Source organism: Oceanospirillum linum (genome assembly GCF_001995095.2).
In the GTDB taxonomy this organism is placed as follows: Bacteria; Pseudomonadota; Gammaproteobacteria; order Pseudomonadales; family Halomonadaceae; genus Oceanospirillum; species Oceanospirillum linum.
In genome coordinates, this window is sequence record NZ_MTSD02000004.1 from 73,157 (window position 1) to 92,667 (window position 19,511).

The window sequence follows — 19,511 nt, forward strand, 5'->3', positions numbered from 1 at the left end:
TATCAGTCGTGCTCCTTCAATACAGGCCGTTCACTGGTTGTTAGTTTGCCGAGGTTAGCCAGGATTAGCATGGTGGCCCCGACAACGGTCAGGAATACTCCAAGGTCGAAGAGCATAGCGCTGGCCAGCTCGAACTCGCCAACCAAAGGCAGATGGAAATGATCAAACCAGGAGGTCAGGAACGGGCGACCAAATGCCCAGCTACCAAGCCCTGTCAGGGCTGCAATGGTAATGCCGCTGCCTATCATCAGCTGATAGTCAAGTTTCATGCGGGCCTTAATCCAGTCCACACCGTGGGCGATATATTGCTGAATAATGGCAACAGAGGTAATCAGACCTGCAATAAAACCACCGCCCGGCATATTGTGCCCCCGGAGGAAAATATAGGCAGATACCAGTAATGCAAGTGGCAGCAAACTCTGGGACACGACGGAGAGCATTAGAGGATGACTGTCCTGAGACCATGGACGGCCATCGCCATCGCTGGCAGGCATATAGAGGCGCATACGGGCGATCAACTTGAAAATACCCAGTGCAGCAATGCCCAGTACCGTAATTTCACCCAGTGTGTCAAAGCCCCGGAAGTCTACAAGTATCACGTTTACAACGTTAGTACCGCCGCCCCCGGTCTTGCTGTTTTCCAAAAAGAAAGTGGAAATGCTATCCAGTGGCCGGGTCATTAAGGCGTAACTGATAGTACCGATTACTCCGCCTATGATCGCGGCTATCCCTAAGTCCCGTGCAACCCGTTTAGGTGAAGATTCTTTTGGGGTCGTTTGCGGTAGGAAAAAGAGTGCGAGCATCAGCAAAATAACAGTGACAACCTCTACTGCCAGCTGAGTCAGGGCCAGATCTGGTGCTGAGAACTTGGCAAACATCAGTGATACGATCAGGCCGACCACCGAAAGGGCTACCAAGGCAACCATACGCTGGCGATTCCAGATAACCGTTGCCAAAGCCCCTATCGCCAGCAGTACTGCCCCTGTAATCGAGATTGCATCCACCGGAATTTGAGGTCTGTGACCTGCGGTGGCATTCAGATCCAGAAGAGGTTCTGCCATCATCACCATCGCCAGACTGAGCATCATATAGCTGTAGCGTTGCAGAGAGCCATTTTCGGCGAGCTCCATAACACGGGATATTTGCCTGTGGATCAATTGAATGACGGCCTCAAAAACCAGCTTGGGGTCGTTTTCCGGGAACTGAGCCTGGAACTGGAACAGCTCTTTCCGGTTGATATACACCACTGCGCCACCGGCCAGTGCCACAACGCTCATTAACAGAGGGAAGTTGAAACCATGCCAGATTGACAGGCTATACTCAGGCACCTGCCCCTGTAGTGTTGCCGCCGATGCGGCATAGAGTAAGTCGCCAATCATATAGGTGGGCATAATACCGACCAACAGACACAGGGCCACCAGAATTTCCACAGGAACTCTCATGTAGCGAGGGGGTTCATGAGGTGTTTTGGGTAGATTAACAGGTTCGCCATTGAAGAATACATCATGGATAAAACGCAGGGAGTATGCCACAGAAAAGACGGTTCCCAGTGTCGCAAATACCGGCACCATCCATGAAAGAGAGCCCAGAGAATCCTGGTGAAGGGTTTCTGCAAAGAACATCTCTTTTGACAGGAAACCGTTCAGTAGCGGAACGCCTGCCATTGCTGCGGCTGCAACCATCGCCAGAGTTGCCGTATAAGGCATATATTTCCACAGACCATTCAGCTGCCTCATATCCCGGGAACCGGACTCATGGTCGATAATCCCGGCAGCCATAAAGAGCGACGCCTTGAAGGTAGCGTGGTTGATAATATGAAACAGAGCTGCAACAGCAGCCATGTCTGTGCCCATACCCAGCAACAGAGTGATTAAGCCTAAATGACTGACCGTGGAATAGGCCAGAAGACCTTTGAGATCATGTTTGAACAGAGCAACATAGGCGCCCAGAAGCAGGGTTGCCAGGCCGGTCATACTCACAATCAGGAACCAGAGCTCAGTACCGGATAACACCGGGTACATTCGGGCCATCAGGAATATGCCTGCTTTTACCATGGTGGCTGAGTGCAGATAAGCACTGACAGGTGTTGGTGCCGCCATGGCATGGGGGGGCCAGAAATGGAAAGGGAACTGGGCTGACTTAGTGAATGCTCCCAGAAGAACCAGTATCAGAATAACAGGGTAAACCGTATGTTCACGAATCAGGTCGCCACTGGCCAGTACATCATGCAGGCTGTAGCTGCCGACAACATTGCCGATCAGCAATACACCTGCCAGCAGCGCTAAACCACCCGCACCCGTGATGGTCAGGGCTATTCGTGCGCCTTTTCGGGCCTCTGTCTTGTGTCCCCAGAAGCTGATCAGCAGAAAAGAACTGATACTGGTAAGTTCCCAGAACATCCAGAGCTGAATCAGATTGTCGGACATCACTACGCCAAGCATAGCGAACATAAATAGAATCAGATAAGCATAAAACTTACCCATGGAATCATTTTCGGAAAGATAGTAGCGTGCATAAAGCACAACCAGCAAACCGATACCCAAAATCAGTAAGGTAAAAAGTAATGCAAGTCCGTCCAGTCGGAACGCAAGTTCTAGTCCTAACTGAGGTATCCAGCCAAAACTTTGGCGGACGGTTTCACCATCAAACACCTGAGGTGCAAGTTGTAAAACCAGAACCAAAGCAAGGGCGGGAAATCCCGCAGTAAGGAAAGCACACGCACTGCGGCTGAACCTCGATGCAAATAGGGGTACCAGGGTTCCCAATAAGGGTAGCAGTGGTATCCAGATCAGGTCATTCAACAAGGGTAGCTCCTGTTTTGTCCATCTTGCTTTTCAATCAGAATCTGATTGATCGATCGTTATTTTTACCGGTTTTGGGGTGATTCTGACCGTAATATATTGATTACGTTCATGATTATTATTAGGTATGTTTTTTTTATTTTAACTGATTTTTTTCTGGCTGCACGGTAAAGCGAGGCAGAAACATAAAAGAAGGATACTAAAAAGGGCAGCCAAAAGCTGCCCTTAATAGGTATTGAATTCAGTGAAGTTTTGACTTAAGTGCCAATAATTCCGCCATCTTCCCGTTGAATCATAATCACAGAAGATCTCGGTGTGCTTTGACCGCCACCAGGGAAGTGAGATGGTTGCAAGTCTTCACCAGGGTGCTGAACACCAATAAAGACGGTGCAATAGTCCGGTGTAAAGGCTAATCCGGTTATTTCACAGGCCACTGGGCCGGTCAGAAAGCGCCGTATCTCACCGCTGGCCGGATCCGCGCATAGCATTTGATTATTCCCCATGCCAGCAAAGTCACCGCTGTTGGAGTATTTACCATCGGTCTGAATCCAAAGGCGACCTGCGGCATCAAAACCGAGCCCGTCAGGGCTGTTAAACATATTGTCACTGTTAATGTTGGCGGATCCACCATAAGCGGAGTCACCATGAACCTCAGGGTTCCCCGCCATAACAAACAGGTCCCACTTAAAACCTGCAGCAGTATGATCATTGTTATCCGGTTGCCAGCGAATAATCTGACCGTAATGATTTTTGGCCCGAGGATTCGGGCCTCCTACTGGCTGACCTTCTTTGCCTCGGTTTTTATTGTTGGTCAGTGTACAAAAAACTTGCTGGCCGGATGGGTGAACGGCAACCCATTCAGGGCGATCCATTGTTGTTGCACCAACCTGAGTTGCTGCTCTTCGTGCAAAGATAAGCACTTCTGCCTGATCGGCAAACCCGTTTTCAGGCGTCAGGCCATTCTGGCCAAAAGTCAGTGCAACCCACTCGCCTTTTCCGGCGACCTTTCCTGGTTCAGCCTCAAATTTGGCTACATAGAGTGTACCTTCCTCCAGTAGGTCGCGGTTGGCGGCCTGATTGTCCGGGTTGTAGCGGTTTTTCGAAACGAACTTATACAGGTGTTCGCCGCGTTGGTCGTCTCCCAGATAAACCACAACATAGCCGTCTGCGCTGATGGTCAGTGCGGCATTTTCGTGTTTAAAACGCCCCAGTGCAGTTCTCTTTTTGGGCGTGCTGTCGGGGTTTTTAGGATCTATTTCAACAATCCAGCCATGACGATGCGGCTCTTGTGGGTTTAGTGATAAATCAAAACGGCTGTCATGCTTGTACCACTGGTAGCCTGCATCTTTGGCTCCGATACCATAGCGCTTGGCATCAGCACCCAGGTCCACAGCAGAGTCACTGCCAAAATAACCATTGAAGTTTTCTTCACAGGTGAGGTATGTACCCCAAGGCGTCTGGCCATTCGCACAGTTATTGAAAGTACCCAGTACTTTTGTGCCAGAAGGGTCTGCAGATGTTGCTAATAAAGGGTTTCCGGCTGCAGGGCCGGTTAGTGTCATCGGTGTATTAGCGTGGATTCGACGGTTGAAGCGGCTGTCTCTGACAGGTTGCCAGCTGCCGTTAACTTTATGAATCTCAAAGACGGATACACCGTGTGCAGCCTGGGCTTTACGGACATCATTGCGGCTGACTCGCTTACCCTGATGCGGGAAGAGGTATTCGTAATTGGTATATTCGTTATTGATCGCCATGATGGCGCGATCTTCGCTCAGTGGGAAAAAGCTCATACCATCATTATTGTCGCCGAACTGGTGTTCCTGATCATAGGCGTTATTTTTTCCACCATCGATGAACTCATTGGCGTTTGAAAACAGAGGGTCACCCCAGGATATGAGTCGCTTCCAGCGATAACCCTCGGGAACTGTGATGGTGTCAGCGGTAGAGGCTGGAACCGGCTTAAAACCAATTTCAGGGCTCATCGGTTTACTGTTAGCCGAACCGTTCATGCTTAGCGGCGTGCAGCCAGCGGCGAGTGTACTCAGGCCTAAAAGTGCTGCTCCCCCCATAAACTGACGACGACTCAACCCTTCTTCAATAATTTGAGTTAGCTCCGGCGTCTGTGTTACCGGATTGTTCAGGTCATCCTGTTGTTCAAAGTTGCTCATATCTCAGGTCCATGTATAGGTTCAGGTTTTATTTCTGATGTGCACTCAGATGTTGATATGGGGCATTAAGGTAAGGTTTGAATGTAACAATCCTGTGACAGGCAGATGACTTTATTGGTGATGCCTGATGGTGTTGAAGCTGAGGAAGGGGGCTGGTTTTTATCCGTACCCTGATTAAGCGTTTTGTACGGTTTATTAATCTCGTGTTCTCACCGTTCTGGCCTATATTAACTCTAGGTGCCCTGTTTTTATCGGTTTATAAGATTGATATCGCCCTAAGTACTGATACTGGGAATAAAAATATTGCTGAAGTTTGCTATCAACATTCTATGGTCGAAATTTGTTGTGCCTGCGGTAGTGTGCCTGCTGCTTGGTATGACCGCTTTCAGCAGCTTTAACCATCTTCAGTCTCTTTATTTTGAACGTCTAGAGCAGACTATGAGAAGTCAGCTGGGCACGCTCCATCAGAGCTTATCTGCCTGGGGGCGTTCCAAGAGAGGCTATGTCTATTCATGGGCAAAACAGCCAGAGCTGCAACGCCATATAAAAGTGTTAACAGGGGATGCCTGCGCGCCGTTAAAAAAATTAAGTAGCCTTGCTCTTGAGGACTATCTGAGACCTGTGATCTCTGATCCGGAAATCAAACACTTCTATCTGATTGGGCCGGGCAACCGGATTATTGCCAGCGATAACCCGGATCAGCTGGGCCTGACAGCACCTCTGGTGGCATTCCCTTATCTGCTGAGGCAGGCCTGGGGGGCATGTCGGTTATTACCCATCCATTAAGGCTCGCTGAGCAAGGGGTTGGTGCCATCTATGTTGCGGCTGCTGTCAGAAATGCTACCAGCTCGCCGATGGCGGTATTAGTCTTCGAAATTGATCCCGTGGTCAGCTTTTATCAGATTTTCAGAAAATCAGCGTTCTCAGGGACAGGTGAAGCATATGCTTTTGATCGTGATGGTTTGCTGCTGACTCCGGGCCGTAACTTTGCCGCTGAAAGACTGCGGCCAACGGACCGTGGGCAGGCAACTTTATTGGGAGAGAATAATAACTCTCTTCCCGGTTATGAAACGACACCCCTTGCAGACAGAGTCGGCCTGGTGAGTGATGAGGTTTACATTCGCAATGCTATTGTCGGTTACGATGGCCAGTTAAAAGTCGGAGCCTGGATTTGGGATAAGCAGTTTCAGATGGGGCTGGCACTGGAGCAGACCTCTGTTGAGGGACTTGAGTTATTGCGCAGAATGCAATGGATCTTTTTGACCTTTGTCGGGTTAGTGATTCTGATTATTCTCAGCTTCTTTTTTATTCTCGCCTATTGGTCAGCGGCACGTACCCGGGATGAGGATGAAGCCCGGGAGGCATTGGTCAGTGAGCTGGTATCCCTGCATGAGCGTAATACTCTTGATATTGCTGACCGTGAAGCGACGCACAGGGCGATCATTGATACAGCCTGGGATGCGATTTTTACCGTGGATAATCGCGGTGTGATTTTATCCGCAAACCCTGCGACTGCACGTATATTTGGCTGTCGTCAGGACAAACTGACAGGGCATCTTATAGAGGACTGGGTTTGGTTGGACGGCAGGGAGCGTCTGCGTGCTGACTATATGGCTAAAGCCTGTGGTCAGGCTATTGAAGCAACAGGTGTGCATTATGATCGTCGAACATTTCCGGTGACCGTTTCAATTGCTGAAACTGAAACCAGTCAGAGTTCTTTTTTTACCGTTATTGTGCGTGATGTCAGTGTACAGAAAATGTCTGAGCGCTCCCTTTCTGAGGCGCGTCAGCGGCTGGAAATGAGTCAGTCTTTTGCGTATATCGGGACGTGGGAGTGGGATGTTCACTCTGATAAAGTCATGGCTACTGAGATGGCCCTGAAGCTTAATGGCCTTGAGGTCAGTCGTTGCGCTGTGGGGTTAGGTGTTTTTTTTAGCCGTATTAACGGGAGTGATCGTCCACTGCTTCACCGCACGCTTTACGATTCCGTCAGGGCTCAGGAGCCATTTTCAATTGAGTGCCGGGTGGATTATGACGATGAAAGCAGTGAATGGTTGCTGATTCAGGGAACACCGCTGCAGGAACAAGGCGCTGTGAACCGCCTGATTGGTCATGTCCAGAGAATTACCGAGCGCAAAGAAAATGAAAAGGCACTTCTGGCGGCCAGAAATATGCTTCGACTCGTGTTGGACACGATTCCAATTGGTGTTTATTGGAAGAAAGCAGATTTGACGATTGCCGGTGTCAACAAGAAGTTCTGCCAGGATCTGGAACTTCAGGAAAAAGATATTATCGGTAAAACCGACGAAGAGGTTTATTGCAATCGGAGCCAGGCTGCACTAATTGAACGATTGGATCGTACGGTGGTTGAGACAGGGGTGCCGATGGTTCGCCGTAGTGGTCGTTACCAAATGAATAACGGCAAGCTCTGCTATGTGGAGATCAGTCGTTTACCCATTCAGGATCAGGAGCATAATACACTGGGGATGCTGGGTGTTTACACGGATGTTACTGAGCGGCTGGAGACTCAGAAAAGTCTGCAGCGGCATCATAAACTTCTGGCCTCTATTTACAGTTCACAGTTGCGTTATTTTGCGGGAGATAATTGCTGGGCAGTTTTTTCTCATCTTCTGAGGGAGGTGTTGGAACTGGCGGAAAGTGAGTATGGTTTTATTGGTCAGGTTTTGTATAAACCGGACGGTCAGCCTTATCTCAGAACCTATGCTATTACCCGACTCACTCAGGATGAGATAACTAAAGAGTGGCAACAGAAGCACCATGGTGATGGGGTAGAGTTTCATAACCTGGGTACATTATTGGGTCGTGGTTTAAGAACCGCAAAGCTTGAGATCAGTAATACCCCGTTATCAGAGGCCTGGGTTAAGGACATCACCGGTGGTGACGTCGGTGTCAGGAATTTTATGGCTATTCCTCTGCTGAAAGGCAATGATCTGGTGGGTATGATAGGTTTTGCGAATCACTCAAAAGGATATGATCAGGAGCTGATTCGCTTCCTGCAACCAATACTGACAACGTGTGCGAACCTGATCGCTGCCATTGACAGTGATATGAAAATTATTGCGACTCAACAGCAGCTGCTCAGGGCAAAAGAATCTGCCGAAAAAGCCAATCGTGCTAAAACTGACTTCCTTTCCAGGGTTAGCCATGAGCTTAGAACGCCAATGAATGCCATTTTGGGCTTTACCGGACTATTAACTGAGTCTGCCGAAACAGAAGAGCAGCATAGTTTTCTCCGGGAGATTGATATCGCAGGCCATCACCTGATGAGTCTGATTAATGAGGTGCTTGATCTGGGGCGTATTGAGTCAGGGCGTATTGAGCTTCAGTCAGATTACATATCGCTGGATAGCCTGTTGGAGGAGTGTTGCTCTGTAACTGGGCAGCTGGCTCAGCAAAAAGGTATTCAGCTCAGAATGCATCCTGATAGCGGACGCTTTTTGCAGGTTGTGGCGGATGTTGGCCGATTGCGTCAGATTCTGCTGAACCTGCTTTCGAATGCTATTAAATATAATAAGCCAGAAGGTAGTGTGACTCTCAACGTGCAGCTGTCCAAACCGGGACAGGTTGATATCCATGTTCAGGACACAGGGATTGGTCTTTCTGAACATGAGATGCGCCATCTGTTTGAATCCTTTAACCGACTGCATGCGGAAAAAACCGATATTGAAGGAACCGGAATGGGATTGGTGATTACCCGTCAGTTGGCGGAGTTGATGCGTGGTTCATTAACCGTATCAAGCACCAAAGGTGAAGGGAGCCGCTTTACATTGAGTCTGCCGGGAAACTCTTCGATCCAAGAGAATGAAGGTGAAAGTGCACAAGCCCTTCTGCTGCCAGCCAGAGTTTTAATTTTAGGGGAGGAAAACCCTGCTGACAGCTATTTTCCGGGGTTGGAGGCGGCGTTAATAAGTGCGGACCCGGTATTTGTAAACTCTGGAGGCGCTTTTCTTGAATTAGCGCTGCAGCATGATTTCCAGCTAATGATCTGTGACTCACAGGTGAGCGATTTCTCGTTGGAGGAGTTACTACATTACCTGTCCGATAGTGATGTACTATCCAAAACACCGGTATTGATTATCTTTCCGGCCAATTTCAGCTTCTCATTTGAGGCGCTGGCACTACCTGAACATCATCTGTCGCACCTTTACAGCTATACAAAAGGTGAGCTTCTGGCTGAAAAGGTTCAGGATTTGTTTAATTTTACCGACAGAAGTCAAAAATCTTACTAACAAGACCTGTTTGCGGGTTTAAAAGTATCACTTACTTTTTGATTTTGTTAGGATTTTGGCTCGGACATGATGGTCAGCTTCATTTTAGGCTCGAATAATAAGGCTTCAAATTTGTGAACAGTCGCGCTTATCTGCTTAACTGGTTTGTCGCTGCCCTGGCCATCCTAGCGGTCGTGGGGAGCGCCTGGTATGTTGAAGTTTCATATTTGGAGCAAATACGTCAGAAGCGTGTGCTTGAATCTCAGGCACGAGTTTCAGAAACCAGTGCTGGTATTGAGAGTATTATCCGTTCCAATCTTGCCAGTATGCAGGGGCTTGCCGCCTACCTGTCGATAAACCCTGACATTAGTCAGCGCGATTTTTCCGAAACAGCAAATCTTTTTCTCAGCAATAACCCCATGGTAAATACGGTCTATCGTATATCCAGTGACTATCAGTATACCCACCGTTATCCTGATGCCGCTGATACTGATTTTACGGATCGCTTTATTGCCTCTGAAACCCGGGGTTTTGAGGTTGCTCGTCAGGCGGTGGAAACCGGAGAGATCTTTATCTCAGGGCCGGTTACGGAGGCTGATGGAGTCGAGCATCTCCATATATGGCTGCCACTCCAGAGTTCCGGTCGTCAGTACCGGACGGCGCTGTTACTCTTTCCCTTATCCCTTGAGCAAATCTATAAAGCCTCTGGTTTTTATCAGTTAGGCCGTGAAATGAAAATTTCTGTCCGGGAGGTACGTCACAGCAAGCCTCAGGCCGCTTTTTATGGCCCGGCGGCACTTTTTAATGCGGCGGATATTACCGATAACATAAGCTTACCGGGCACACAGTGGCAGATCGCAGCCAGTATTCAGCCTGAGTCTTTTGTCGAACGGTCATCTCGGCTTTGGATTCAGCTCGCTGCCGGGCTGATGATCAGTATTATTGTCCTGATTCTCTGGTTACGCCTTAAAGAGCTGCGTGCTGTGGGGCTTATTGAGAACCAACAGTTAATGCTGGACCAGGCCCAGCGTGTTGGCCGGATTGGTAACTGGTCATGGAATATCACCAAAGGTGATGTTTTCTGGTCGGATGAAGCATACCGCTTGTTCGGCCTGGAGAAGGGAGATCGTGCTCTTGAAAATGATGGCTATCTGCAGTTTGTTCACATAGAGGACCGACCTGCCGTTGAGGCTGCGATTCAGGATGCAATGGGTCGGGGTGGGCGCTATCAAGCCGATTTTCGGTTGATGCGAGCGGATTTTGATCAGCGCTGGGTACACTCTGAAGGTTTTGTTGAACTTAGTACCGACCGTAAACCGGTTCGTGTTTTTGGCACCTTTCAGGATGTGACCTCCAGCCGGAGAATTGAGCGTGAGCTGAAACAACGGGAAACTCAGCTATCGGCCATCACAGATGCCGCTCAAAGTCTGATTATGATATCCCGGGCCTCCGATGGTATGGTGCTATTTTGTAACCCTTCCTCAAAAAGAATGTTAGGTATAGAACCCTCTGAGCTGGTTGGCCAGTCAATTGTGACATTTTATCCTTCCCCCTCCGACCGGGAACTTCTGCTAAGTCGTGTGGAGCGTGATCATAAACTGAGCAATTACACTCTTAAATTGCGGCGGGCTGACAATGGCAGGATCAGTACGTTCCTGATCGGTCTGCAGAAAATTATGTTCAATGGAAGTGAGTGCTTTGTCGTTGACATGGTTGATATCTCCTCCATGCTCGAAGCTCAGGCTGCCCTGGCAAATAGTGAGGAAAAATTCAGACTCTTTGCAGAGAACGTACCGGGTATTTTTTGGTTGTGTCACCCTGACGGTCATGAGGTCGAATTTCTTAGCCCAGGCTATGAGAGGGTTATCGGAATGAAGGCTGACTTGGTGCTGTCTGGTGTTGAACCTCTTTTTGGCAGTGTGGTGCCGGAAGACAAACCTATGGTGGAGGGTATCTTCTCGGTATCCAGGCAGCCCTTGCAGCTTGAGTTTCGCATTCAGCACCCGACCGGTAACGTACGCTGGATCCGCAGTCTTTCTTTTGCGACTTATGATAATGAAGGCCGGGTTAAAAATATTGCAGGCTTTGGTGAGGATATAACGGAAACTTACCTCAGTAATCAGAGGCTTAAACTGGCAGCTTCAGTTTTTGAGAGCACAGCAGAAGCGATTGTGGTGACCGATGCGAATAATCGTATCGTGTCTGTCAATGATGCTTTTAGCCGGATTACAGGCTATAGCTCTGATGAGGTGTTGGGGGAAAACCCGGCGATTCTTAGCTCTGGTAAGCAACCGGATAACTTCTATCAGACGATGTGGGAAAGCCTGCAGTCAACAGGAGGCTGGCAGGGAGAGGTCTGGAATCGTAAGAAAAACGGTGAGCTTTATGTTGAATGGCTATCAATAACAGCCCTGAAAAATCAATATCATGAAGTTGAGAACTATGTAGCGGTTTTCTCTGATATTACTGACCGTAAAGAAAAAGAAGAGCTGATCCGGTATCAGGCTAACTATGATGCACTGACAGGCCTGCCTAACCGGGTTCTCTTTCATGACCGCTTAATGCAATCGATAACCTCCGCACGTCGGTATCCGAAGGATCGGGGGGCGTTAATGTTTATCGATTTAGATCATTTCAAAGAAGTGAATGATACGCTGGGCCATGAAGCCGGTGATAGTTTGCTGAAGAAAGTTTCGGAACGCCTGCGCCAATATACCCGCGAGTCTGATACTGTAGCCCGCCTTGGTGGTGATGAGTTTACGGTCATGCTGCCATCTATCGATAGCGTGGAAGATGTAGGTAAGGTTGCAGGGAAAATTATTGAGGCCCTGTCGAGAACATTTGACCTTGATGGTAAGTCTGCCCATATTTCGGCAAGTGTTGGTATTACTATTTTCCCGGACGATGGGGATGAACTGACACGGGTGCTCCAGAATGCAGATCAGGCGATGTATGCTGCCAAATCAGCAGGCCGTCACACTTATCGTTTCTTTACACCCCAGATGCAGCAGGAAACCGATCGTCGTCAGTCTCTGCAGCATGATCTTCGTTCTGCTCTGGATCACCATGAATTTGAGTTGCACTATCAGCCTGTAGTGAACCGGGACAGGCAGGTTGTTAAGGTCGAGGCATTGGTGCGCTGGAACCACCCTGCCCAGGGCTGTGTGCCTCCGGACCAGTTTATATCACTTGCAGAAGAGAGTGGCTTGATTATCCCGCTGGGTGGCTGGGTTTTCGCTCAGGCAGTCTCAGAGATCTCAAGCCTGCGCAAACGCTTCCCGGAACTGGGGGTTGCGATTAACTTGTCGTCCAAGCAAATTGCCACAGATGAGCACCATGTTGAGCATTTTATTGATATTTTGCAGCAATACGACCTGCCGGCGAAGTGGGTAACGCTGGAGATCACCGAGTCACTTTTTCTTGATCCTGCTGGTGATTCCGTAGAAAAGTTAAATAAATTGCGGGCGCAGGGGTTTGAAATTGCAATTGATGATTTTGGCACAGGGTATTCCTCTTTAAGCTATTTGAAGCAGCTGCCCCTGACGACCATTAAGATCGATAAAAGCTTTGTGTCAGATCTTGATAAAGATAGTGGTGACAAAGTTCTTGTGGATGCAATTCTTTCTATAGCCCAGAGCATGCGCTTAAGTGTGATCGCTGAGGGTGTGGAAACAGAAGCTCAATCCCGTTATCTGGTGGACGGTGGCGCTCAGATGCAGCAGGGCTGGCTGCATGGTAAACCGATGAATTACCATGCCCTCAGTCAGTGGCTTGACGCTAATATCAGGCAGTAGTTCTTTTGTTATATAATGACATCGTGTATCCGGTGATTCCCTTTTGTATTTTTTATGATGGTTAATACACCGTACGTTATAAGGTGTGCTTTGTTCTCATTACAGGAGTATTGAATGCGTTCTCGTGAACCATCTCCGCCTGCCATATCTGTTTCTGTCAACTCGCTCATTGTGGGGGCAGTTGTGTCTGTGTGTGTCTGGGGGGGCTGGATGTTTTTTTACGGTTAACCCCCATGTGGCTTTTTTAATCGCGCTTGCTTCTGGCTTTTGTCTTATATGGCTGATGAACCGTTACCATAAAGCTGAAGACTATGATCTGCCCTCTGATCTCTCAGATCAGACGGCGGACACCTTTAATGCTCTTTCCTCAGGCCTGTCTTCTGAATTTAAAGAGTCCAGGGAGGAGATACAGCAGGTAAAAAATCTGTTGGACACCGCTATTGGTCAGCTTATTGATAATTTTACACAGGTCCATCAGAAAACCCAGGAACAGCAAGCGCTGACCCATCGAATTACGCAGCATATGGCTGCCGGAGAAAACGTGGATTCTATTTTTTCCGGGTTTATTCATGACACAACAGAGACCTTTGAAGTGTTTATGGATAATGCTGTTCAGGCAAGCAAATTTGCCATGGGCCTTGTTGAAATTATGGATGATATGGCCAGCAATATTGGCGGGATTGTTAAACTTCTTGATGAGATTGACGATATTGCTGATCAGACTAATCTTTTAGCACTCAATGCCGCTATTGAAGCTGCCCGGGCTGGAGATGCAGGGCGAGGGTTTGCAGTGGTGGCAGATGAAGTACGTTCGCTGTCTAAAAAAACAACCCATTTCAGTGATCAGATTCGAGGTCTGATGACGGATCTGCACAGCTCTTTTTCTAATGCGGACACCTCTATCCAGAAAATCTCTTCTGTGGATATGGGGTTTGCCAGTGAGTCAAAACGGCGTATTGAGCAGGTTTTGAGCCAGCTTGAACAAATCAATCATGAATCGTCGGAGGCTCTGGCATTACAAAGCGAGTTGGCTGTTGAGGTAGAAGCGAATATTAACCTGGCAACGACAGGTCTTCAGTTTCAGGATATGACCAGTCAGCTTCTCGACCATACCGATACGAGGCTGGATGCGATCCATGAATTAATGAATGATCTGTCGCATCTGACACAGAAAAATAGTGCTTACTCATCGGAAGAAGTTTTACGACATATTCGCGAGAAACTTCAGGCAACTCGCTCTAAGATTGATAGTATGAAACATAACCCTGTTTCCCATGGCAGTATGGACTCGGGTGATATTGAACTCTTTTAATAAAATAATCAGGTGTTGGAGAAACTTATGGCCAAGAAAATTCTGACGGTGGACGATGCAGCCTCAATTCGTCAGATGGTGGCTTTCACGCTCAAGGGTGCCGGGTATGACGTGGTGGAAGCGATTGATGGACAAGATGGACTGAACAAAGCCAAGTCAGGTCAGTTTGATCTGGTGCTGACGGATCAGAATATGCCCAAGATGGATGGCCTGACCCTTATTAAATCGCTCAGAGCACTGCCGCAGTACAGTCGGACTCCGATATTGATGCTGACAACTGAGTCTGGTGATGACATGAAGGCAAAAGGCCGTGCAGCCCGAGCTACAGGCTGGCTGGTAAAACCTTTCGATCCGGCTAAATTACTGGAAGTTGTCAAAAAAGTGCTGGGTTGAGCAATCCAAAGCAACAGAAACGGATAATGTATAATGTCGTTTGATTTGAGCCAGTTCAATCAGTTGTTTTTTGAAGAAACTGCTGAGCATCTCGCTACAATGGAGAGCCTGATGTTGAATATGGATGTTCAGTCGCCGGATATGGATGATCTGAATGCTGTATTCCGTGCCGCCCACTCTATTAAAGGTAATAGCGGCACGTTTGGCTTTAATGATATGACGGCAGTAACGCATGAACTTGAAACGTTACTGGATCTGGTGCGCAAAGGTGAGACTGAATTAACGGACGAGATGGTCGATGTCACCCTTCAGGCGGGTGATGTTCTGGCGGGTATGCTTCAATCTCACCAGAAGGGTGAGGAACCTGATCAGGAACCGGCCCAGTCCGTTATCAAAGAGTTAAATCAGCAACTTGCTATCGCTAAAGGTGGCGAGGTGCAGCCTGTAGCACCTGATCCGAATACTTTCGCTGATCACCTTCCTGCTCAGCCCAGCGAGTCGTTATTAACCCAGTCTTTCATTGTTCGCTTTCCCGCGCCTGATCAGGAGTTGGATCTGCTTTTTGATTCCCTTAAAGAACTGGGTGAGTTGACGGTTATTGATGCTCCCTCTGAACACTCGGGTGATTGGCTGTTTTCACTGCAGACCGATGCGAAAAAAGAGGATCTTAAAGACCTGATTACCTTTATGGTTGCCGAAGACTCTTTATCTATTGAAGAAGAAATATCTTCAGATGATGGCAGCTTTGGCTTCTTTGGGCCTGTTGGGGAGGAGGATAGCAGCGAAGATGAGTTGGGTTATGGCTTTTTTGATGATCTTGATGCTATTCCTGATGAAACCCGTACAGGGCCTGTGAGTGGGGCAGATACTGAGGGTGACCCGGGGTATGGCTTTTTTGAGGAAGACGATCCGGGTTATGGTTTCTTCGAAGATGAACCGCTCACCGCGCCTTCCGTCTCGGCTGAAGCTTCCGCTTTGGTTGAGCCTCAGGCTCCGGAGATCGCCGCTGATAACAAAGATGACCCAGAGCCCCATGAGAACCAGGACGCAGAGTTTGATGGTTATGGTTTCTTTGAGCCCCTTAATAGTGTTGCTACAGGCAAAGACACAGAGCCTTCGCCTCAGCTTTTGCCCACAAAGGTTTCTGCTACGCCTGAGCCTCAGGCCAAGATTAAGTCGTCAAAAGTTGCATCGGTTAAGAACAATGGCGCGGAATCTTCGGTTCGGGTCAGTGTTGAGAAGGTCGACCAGCTGATCAACCAGGTTGGTGAATTGGTGATTACTCAGGCTATGTTGGCTCAGATGGCATCTGAGGTTGATCCTATCCTGCATGAGAAGATGGCCAATGGCCTTGCTCAGCTGGAAAGAAATACCCGGGATCTTCAGGATTCTGTTATGTCGATCCGTATGATGCCGATCAGTATCGTTTTCAGTCGCTTTCCCCGTGTTGTTCGTGATTTGGCTGGTAAGCTTAATAAGAAGGTTAAGCTGGAAATGGTGGGCGAGCATACCGAGCTTGATCGTAGCATGATCGAAAAACTTGCCGACCCATTAACCCATCTGATCAGAAATAGTCTGGATCATGGTATTGAGTCGCCGGAAGAGCGTGCTGCTGCAGGCAAAGACCAGACTGGCACTATTTTACTTCGTGCCTCCCATCAGGGGGGGAATATTGTTGTTGAGGTTCAGGATGACGGTGCAGGTTTAAACCGCGAGCGTATTCTTTCTAAAGCTCAGGAGAAAGGTATTGCAACATCAGAGAGTATGCCTGATTCCGATGTATGGTCGCTAATTTTTGCTCCCGGGTTTTCAACCGCGTCAGAAGTCACTGATGTATCAGGGCGTGGTGTTGGAATGGATGTGGTTAAAAGGAATATTACCTCTTTGGGGGGGCGACTCGAAATTGAGTCAATGGAGGGTATCGGCAGCCGAATCAGTATTCGTTTGCCTTTGACACTAGCTATTCTCGATGGTCTTCAGGTTGCCTTAGGTGATGAAATCTATATTGTGCCTTTGACCAGTATTATCGGATCAATGCAGCCTGACCCCAGTGATATCAAAACCATATCAGGTGAAGGTGCAGTGATCTGTATCCGGGATGAATACCTGCCGATTATACGGCTGAGTGATCTGTTGAATATGCCTGCTGCATTTGACGAGTATGAGCAGGGAATTATGGTCATCTTAGAGTCAAACGGTGGGCAGGTTGGCTTGTTTGTTGATGATCTTGTTGGTCAGTCCCAGGTGGTTATTAAGAGCCTGGAAGCGAACTACCGCAAGGTTGAGGGCGTATCTGGGGCAACAATTTTGGGAACAGGGCGTGTCGCCCTGATTCTCGATGTCGAAGAGTTAATCAGCATGCATAAAACACGTACCAGGGCAATGCCTGGCAGTGTGCTGGTCTAAGGGGTTGAGCATGGCAGAACAGATAGCCGAAAATCAGGATCATAGTGAGTACGGACGTTTGCTTGGACAGGAATATTTGACCTTTTCCCTTGGTGAAGAGTATTACGCGGTTGATATTCTGAAAGTTCAGGAAATTCGTGGTTATGGTGCGGTAACAAAAATTGCGAACGCTCCTTCTTTTATAAAAGGTGTTATTAATCTTCGGGGTGTCATTGTTCCTATTATTGATCTGCGCATTAAGTTTAATTTGGGTAAAGCCCACTATGATGAATTCACTATTGTTATTGTTTTAAACCTGACTGACAGGGTTGTTGGTATGGTGGTCGATGGTGTGTCTGATGTTGTGAGTCTTGCTGGTGATGATATTAAGAATCCACCGGACTTCTCTGCTAACTTTGATTCGGAATATATCCTGGGCCTCGCCACCGTTGATGAGCAGATGCTGATCATCACAGATATTGAGAAATTAATGTCCAGTGAGGAGATGGCTTTGGTTGATAAAACCAAAGCTATTGCCGAATAAAGATTACTTAACGCTAGTTAGATATAAGATGCAGGTTCAGTTGGAGAGCGGGCAATGAGTACAAAAACATCAATCCGGTCAAAGCTACTTAGTGTTGCTTTTGCCGCGGGCGCTCTGATCGTAGCAGGAGGGTTGGTAGCCTTTCTGGGCGAAGGAAAAAATGCACTCTATTGGGCGCTTTGCCTCCACGGAGGGGCTTTGCTGGTTCTCTTTGCTGGTGCTCGCTCTGTATTAACTCAGCTGGAGCAACCACTGCATCAGTTGATGGCTATTAGTCGGCATTTTTCTGACGGTAAACCCGCTCATCCGGGGCCTATCGTCGATAATGAGATTGGTGCTGCTGTCCGTGCGCTCTTAGAAACCCAGGCTGAGGTTGAGTCGAAGCGTCAGAAAGAGTTGCGCCAGTTTGAGCAGATAGCTCGTATCAAGCGTGGCCTTGATGTCGTCAATACCAATGTCATGATCGCGGATGCTGATCTGAATATTATTTATGTGAACGCCTCGATCCAGCGGATGCTGCGTGATCGTGAGTCAGACCTGCAGAAGTCATTACCTCACTTCGATGCCGGGACTTTAGTCGGCAAAAACATTGATATTTTTCATCGTAACCCTGGATATCAACGTAAGCTTCTGGGTGGATTGGGAGGAGCCCACAAGGCGCGCATCCATGTTGGAGATACGACCTTCAGCCTGCTGGTTCATCCGATCTCCAATAATGGCGAGCGCAATGGCTATATTGTTGAGTGGCAGGATCTGACCGACTCTCTTGCGCAGGAGCAAAAAGAGCAGGCACTACAGGAGCAGCAAGCTGAGTTGATGAGTGAGAATCAGCGTATTCGCCGCGGTTTGGATGTGGTGAATACAAATGTCATGATATCTGACGCTGATCTTAATATTGTTTATATGAATGAGTCGATTCTTGAAATGCTTGCCCGGAATGAGGCTGAAATCCAGAAGGATCTGCCTCACTTTGATGCACGCAATTTGCTGGGTCAGAATATTGATCTGTTCCATAAAAATCCTGATATGCAGCGCCGTATGTTAGGTGGCCTTACTGATACGCACAGTGCGATGCTGAATATAGGTGATAGTACCTTCAATCTCCAGGTGACTCCCATTGGGAAACCGGATCAGCGGCAGGGCTTTGTTGTTGAGTGGCGTGATATGACCGATATTCTGCGCCGTGAAGCTGAGACAGAGGAGAGCAATCGCAAGCAGCGTGAGTTGGCTGATATCAATAGTCGTATTCGTAATGCACTGGATAATGTGTCCAGTAACGTGATGATGGCGGATACCGATCTGAACATTATCTATATCAATGATGCGCTACGTGACATGTTCCGTGGATCTGAGGCGCTGATTCAGCAGGAGCTACCTGAGTTCTCGGTTGATAATCTGTTAGGTAAGAATATTGACGTTTTCCATAAAGACCCTGCGCATCAGCGGCATATGTTGGCTGCATTGCAAGATACGCACTATGCCAAGATCTCTATTGCAGGTCGTCACCTGGCATTTATTGCCAACCCGATTTTCAACGAAGAAGGCGAGCGCTTAGGAACGGTTGTTGAATGGTCTGATACGACGAATGAGACTCTGGCACAGGCAGAAATTGCTGATATTGTAGAGGGTGCATCCCGCGGCGACTTTAATCGCCGTATCAATACCCAGGGTAAGGAAGGCTTCTTCCTTGAGCTTGCGGATGGAATGAACAACCTTATGGAGACAACGTCTGACGGTCTTTCTGAGATTGCGCGGGTTCTGAGTGCCATGTCCAGAGGTGACCTGACAGAACGTATCGAGAAAGACTTCGATGGCATGTTTGGTCAGCTAAAAGATGATGCCAATGCCACGGTGGATCAATTAGCGGGCATCGTCACCCAGATTA

9 protein-coding genes and 1 pseudogene are annotated in these 19,511 nt (G+C 48.2%); 8 read left to right on the top strand and 2 right to left on the bottom strand.

Annotation, left to right across the window (positions count from 1 at the left end):
* Positions 1–2: 2 nt before the first annotated feature.
* Positions 3–2,801, bottom strand: a complete 2,799-nt coding sequence (locus BTA35_RS10885; protein WP_078320001.1) for a monovalent cation/H+ antiporter subunit A — start codon at positions 2,799–2,801, stop codon at positions 3–5.
* A 257-nt stretch (positions 2,802–3,058) separates the two neighbouring features.
* Positions 3,059–4,969 carry a PhoX family protein gene (locus tag BTA35_RS10890; protein ID WP_078319850.1) on the bottom strand — a complete coding sequence of 637 codons (1,911 nt, stop codon included), beginning with the start codon at positions 4,967–4,969 and terminating at the stop codon, positions 3,059–3,061.
* Between the two features lie 303 nt (positions 4,970–5,272).
* On the opposite strand from BTA35_RS10890, the gene BTA35_RS10895 reads away from it, so the two are divergent.
* The 8 genes and pseudogenes from BTA35_RS10895 to BTA35_RS18935 all read left to right on the top strand — a co-directional run.
* A complete protein-coding gene (locus BTA35_RS10895) occupies positions 5,273–5,755 on the top strand; it encodes a hypothetical protein (RefSeq protein WP_078319851.1) in 483 nt (160 codons plus the stop codon).
* Positions 5,731–9,219, top strand: a complete 3,489-nt coding sequence (locus tag BTA35_RS10900) for a PAS domain S-box protein (protein ID WP_078319852.1) — start codon at positions 5,731–5,733, stop codon at positions 9,217–9,219. The genes BTA35_RS10895 and BTA35_RS10900 overlap by 25 nt, the downstream gene beginning before the upstream one ends.
* A gap of 113 nt (positions 9,220–9,332) precedes the next feature.
* Complete coding sequence (locus tag BTA35_RS10905) at positions 9,333–12,992, top strand: EAL domain-containing protein (RefSeq protein ID WP_078319853.1); 3,660 nt, start codon at positions 9,333–9,335, stop codon at positions 12,990–12,992.
* A 235-nt stretch (positions 12,993–13,227) separates the two neighbouring features.
* Positions 13,228–14,304, top strand: coding sequence for a methyl-accepting chemotaxis protein (locus tag BTA35_RS10910; protein ID WP_078319854.1), 1,077 nt, complete (start codon positions 13,228–13,230; stop codon positions 14,302–14,304).
* A 27-nt stretch (positions 14,305–14,331) separates the two neighbouring features.
* Positions 14,332–14,697, top strand: coding sequence for a response regulator (locus tag BTA35_RS10915; RefSeq protein ID WP_078319855.1), 366 nt, complete (start codon positions 14,332–14,334; stop codon positions 14,695–14,697).
* 33 nt (positions 14,698–14,730) lie between these two features.
* Positions 14,731–17,103, top strand: a complete 2,373-nt coding sequence (locus BTA35_RS10920) for a chemotaxis protein CheA (RefSeq protein ID WP_078319856.1) — start codon at positions 14,731–14,733, stop codon at positions 17,101–17,103.
* A 10-nt stretch (positions 17,104–17,113) separates the two neighbouring features.
* Positions 17,114–17,626 carry a chemotaxis protein CheW gene (locus BTA35_RS10925; RefSeq protein WP_078319857.1) on the top strand — a complete coding sequence of 171 codons (513 nt, stop codon included), beginning with the start codon at positions 17,114–17,116 and terminating at the stop codon, positions 17,624–17,626.
* Positions 17,627–17,890: 264 nt separating this feature from the next.
* Positions 17,891–19,474: pseudogene (locus BTA35_RS18935) on the top strand (PAS domain-containing protein); the annotation flags it as partial.
* Between the last annotated feature and the right edge of the window lie 37 nt (positions 19,475–19,511).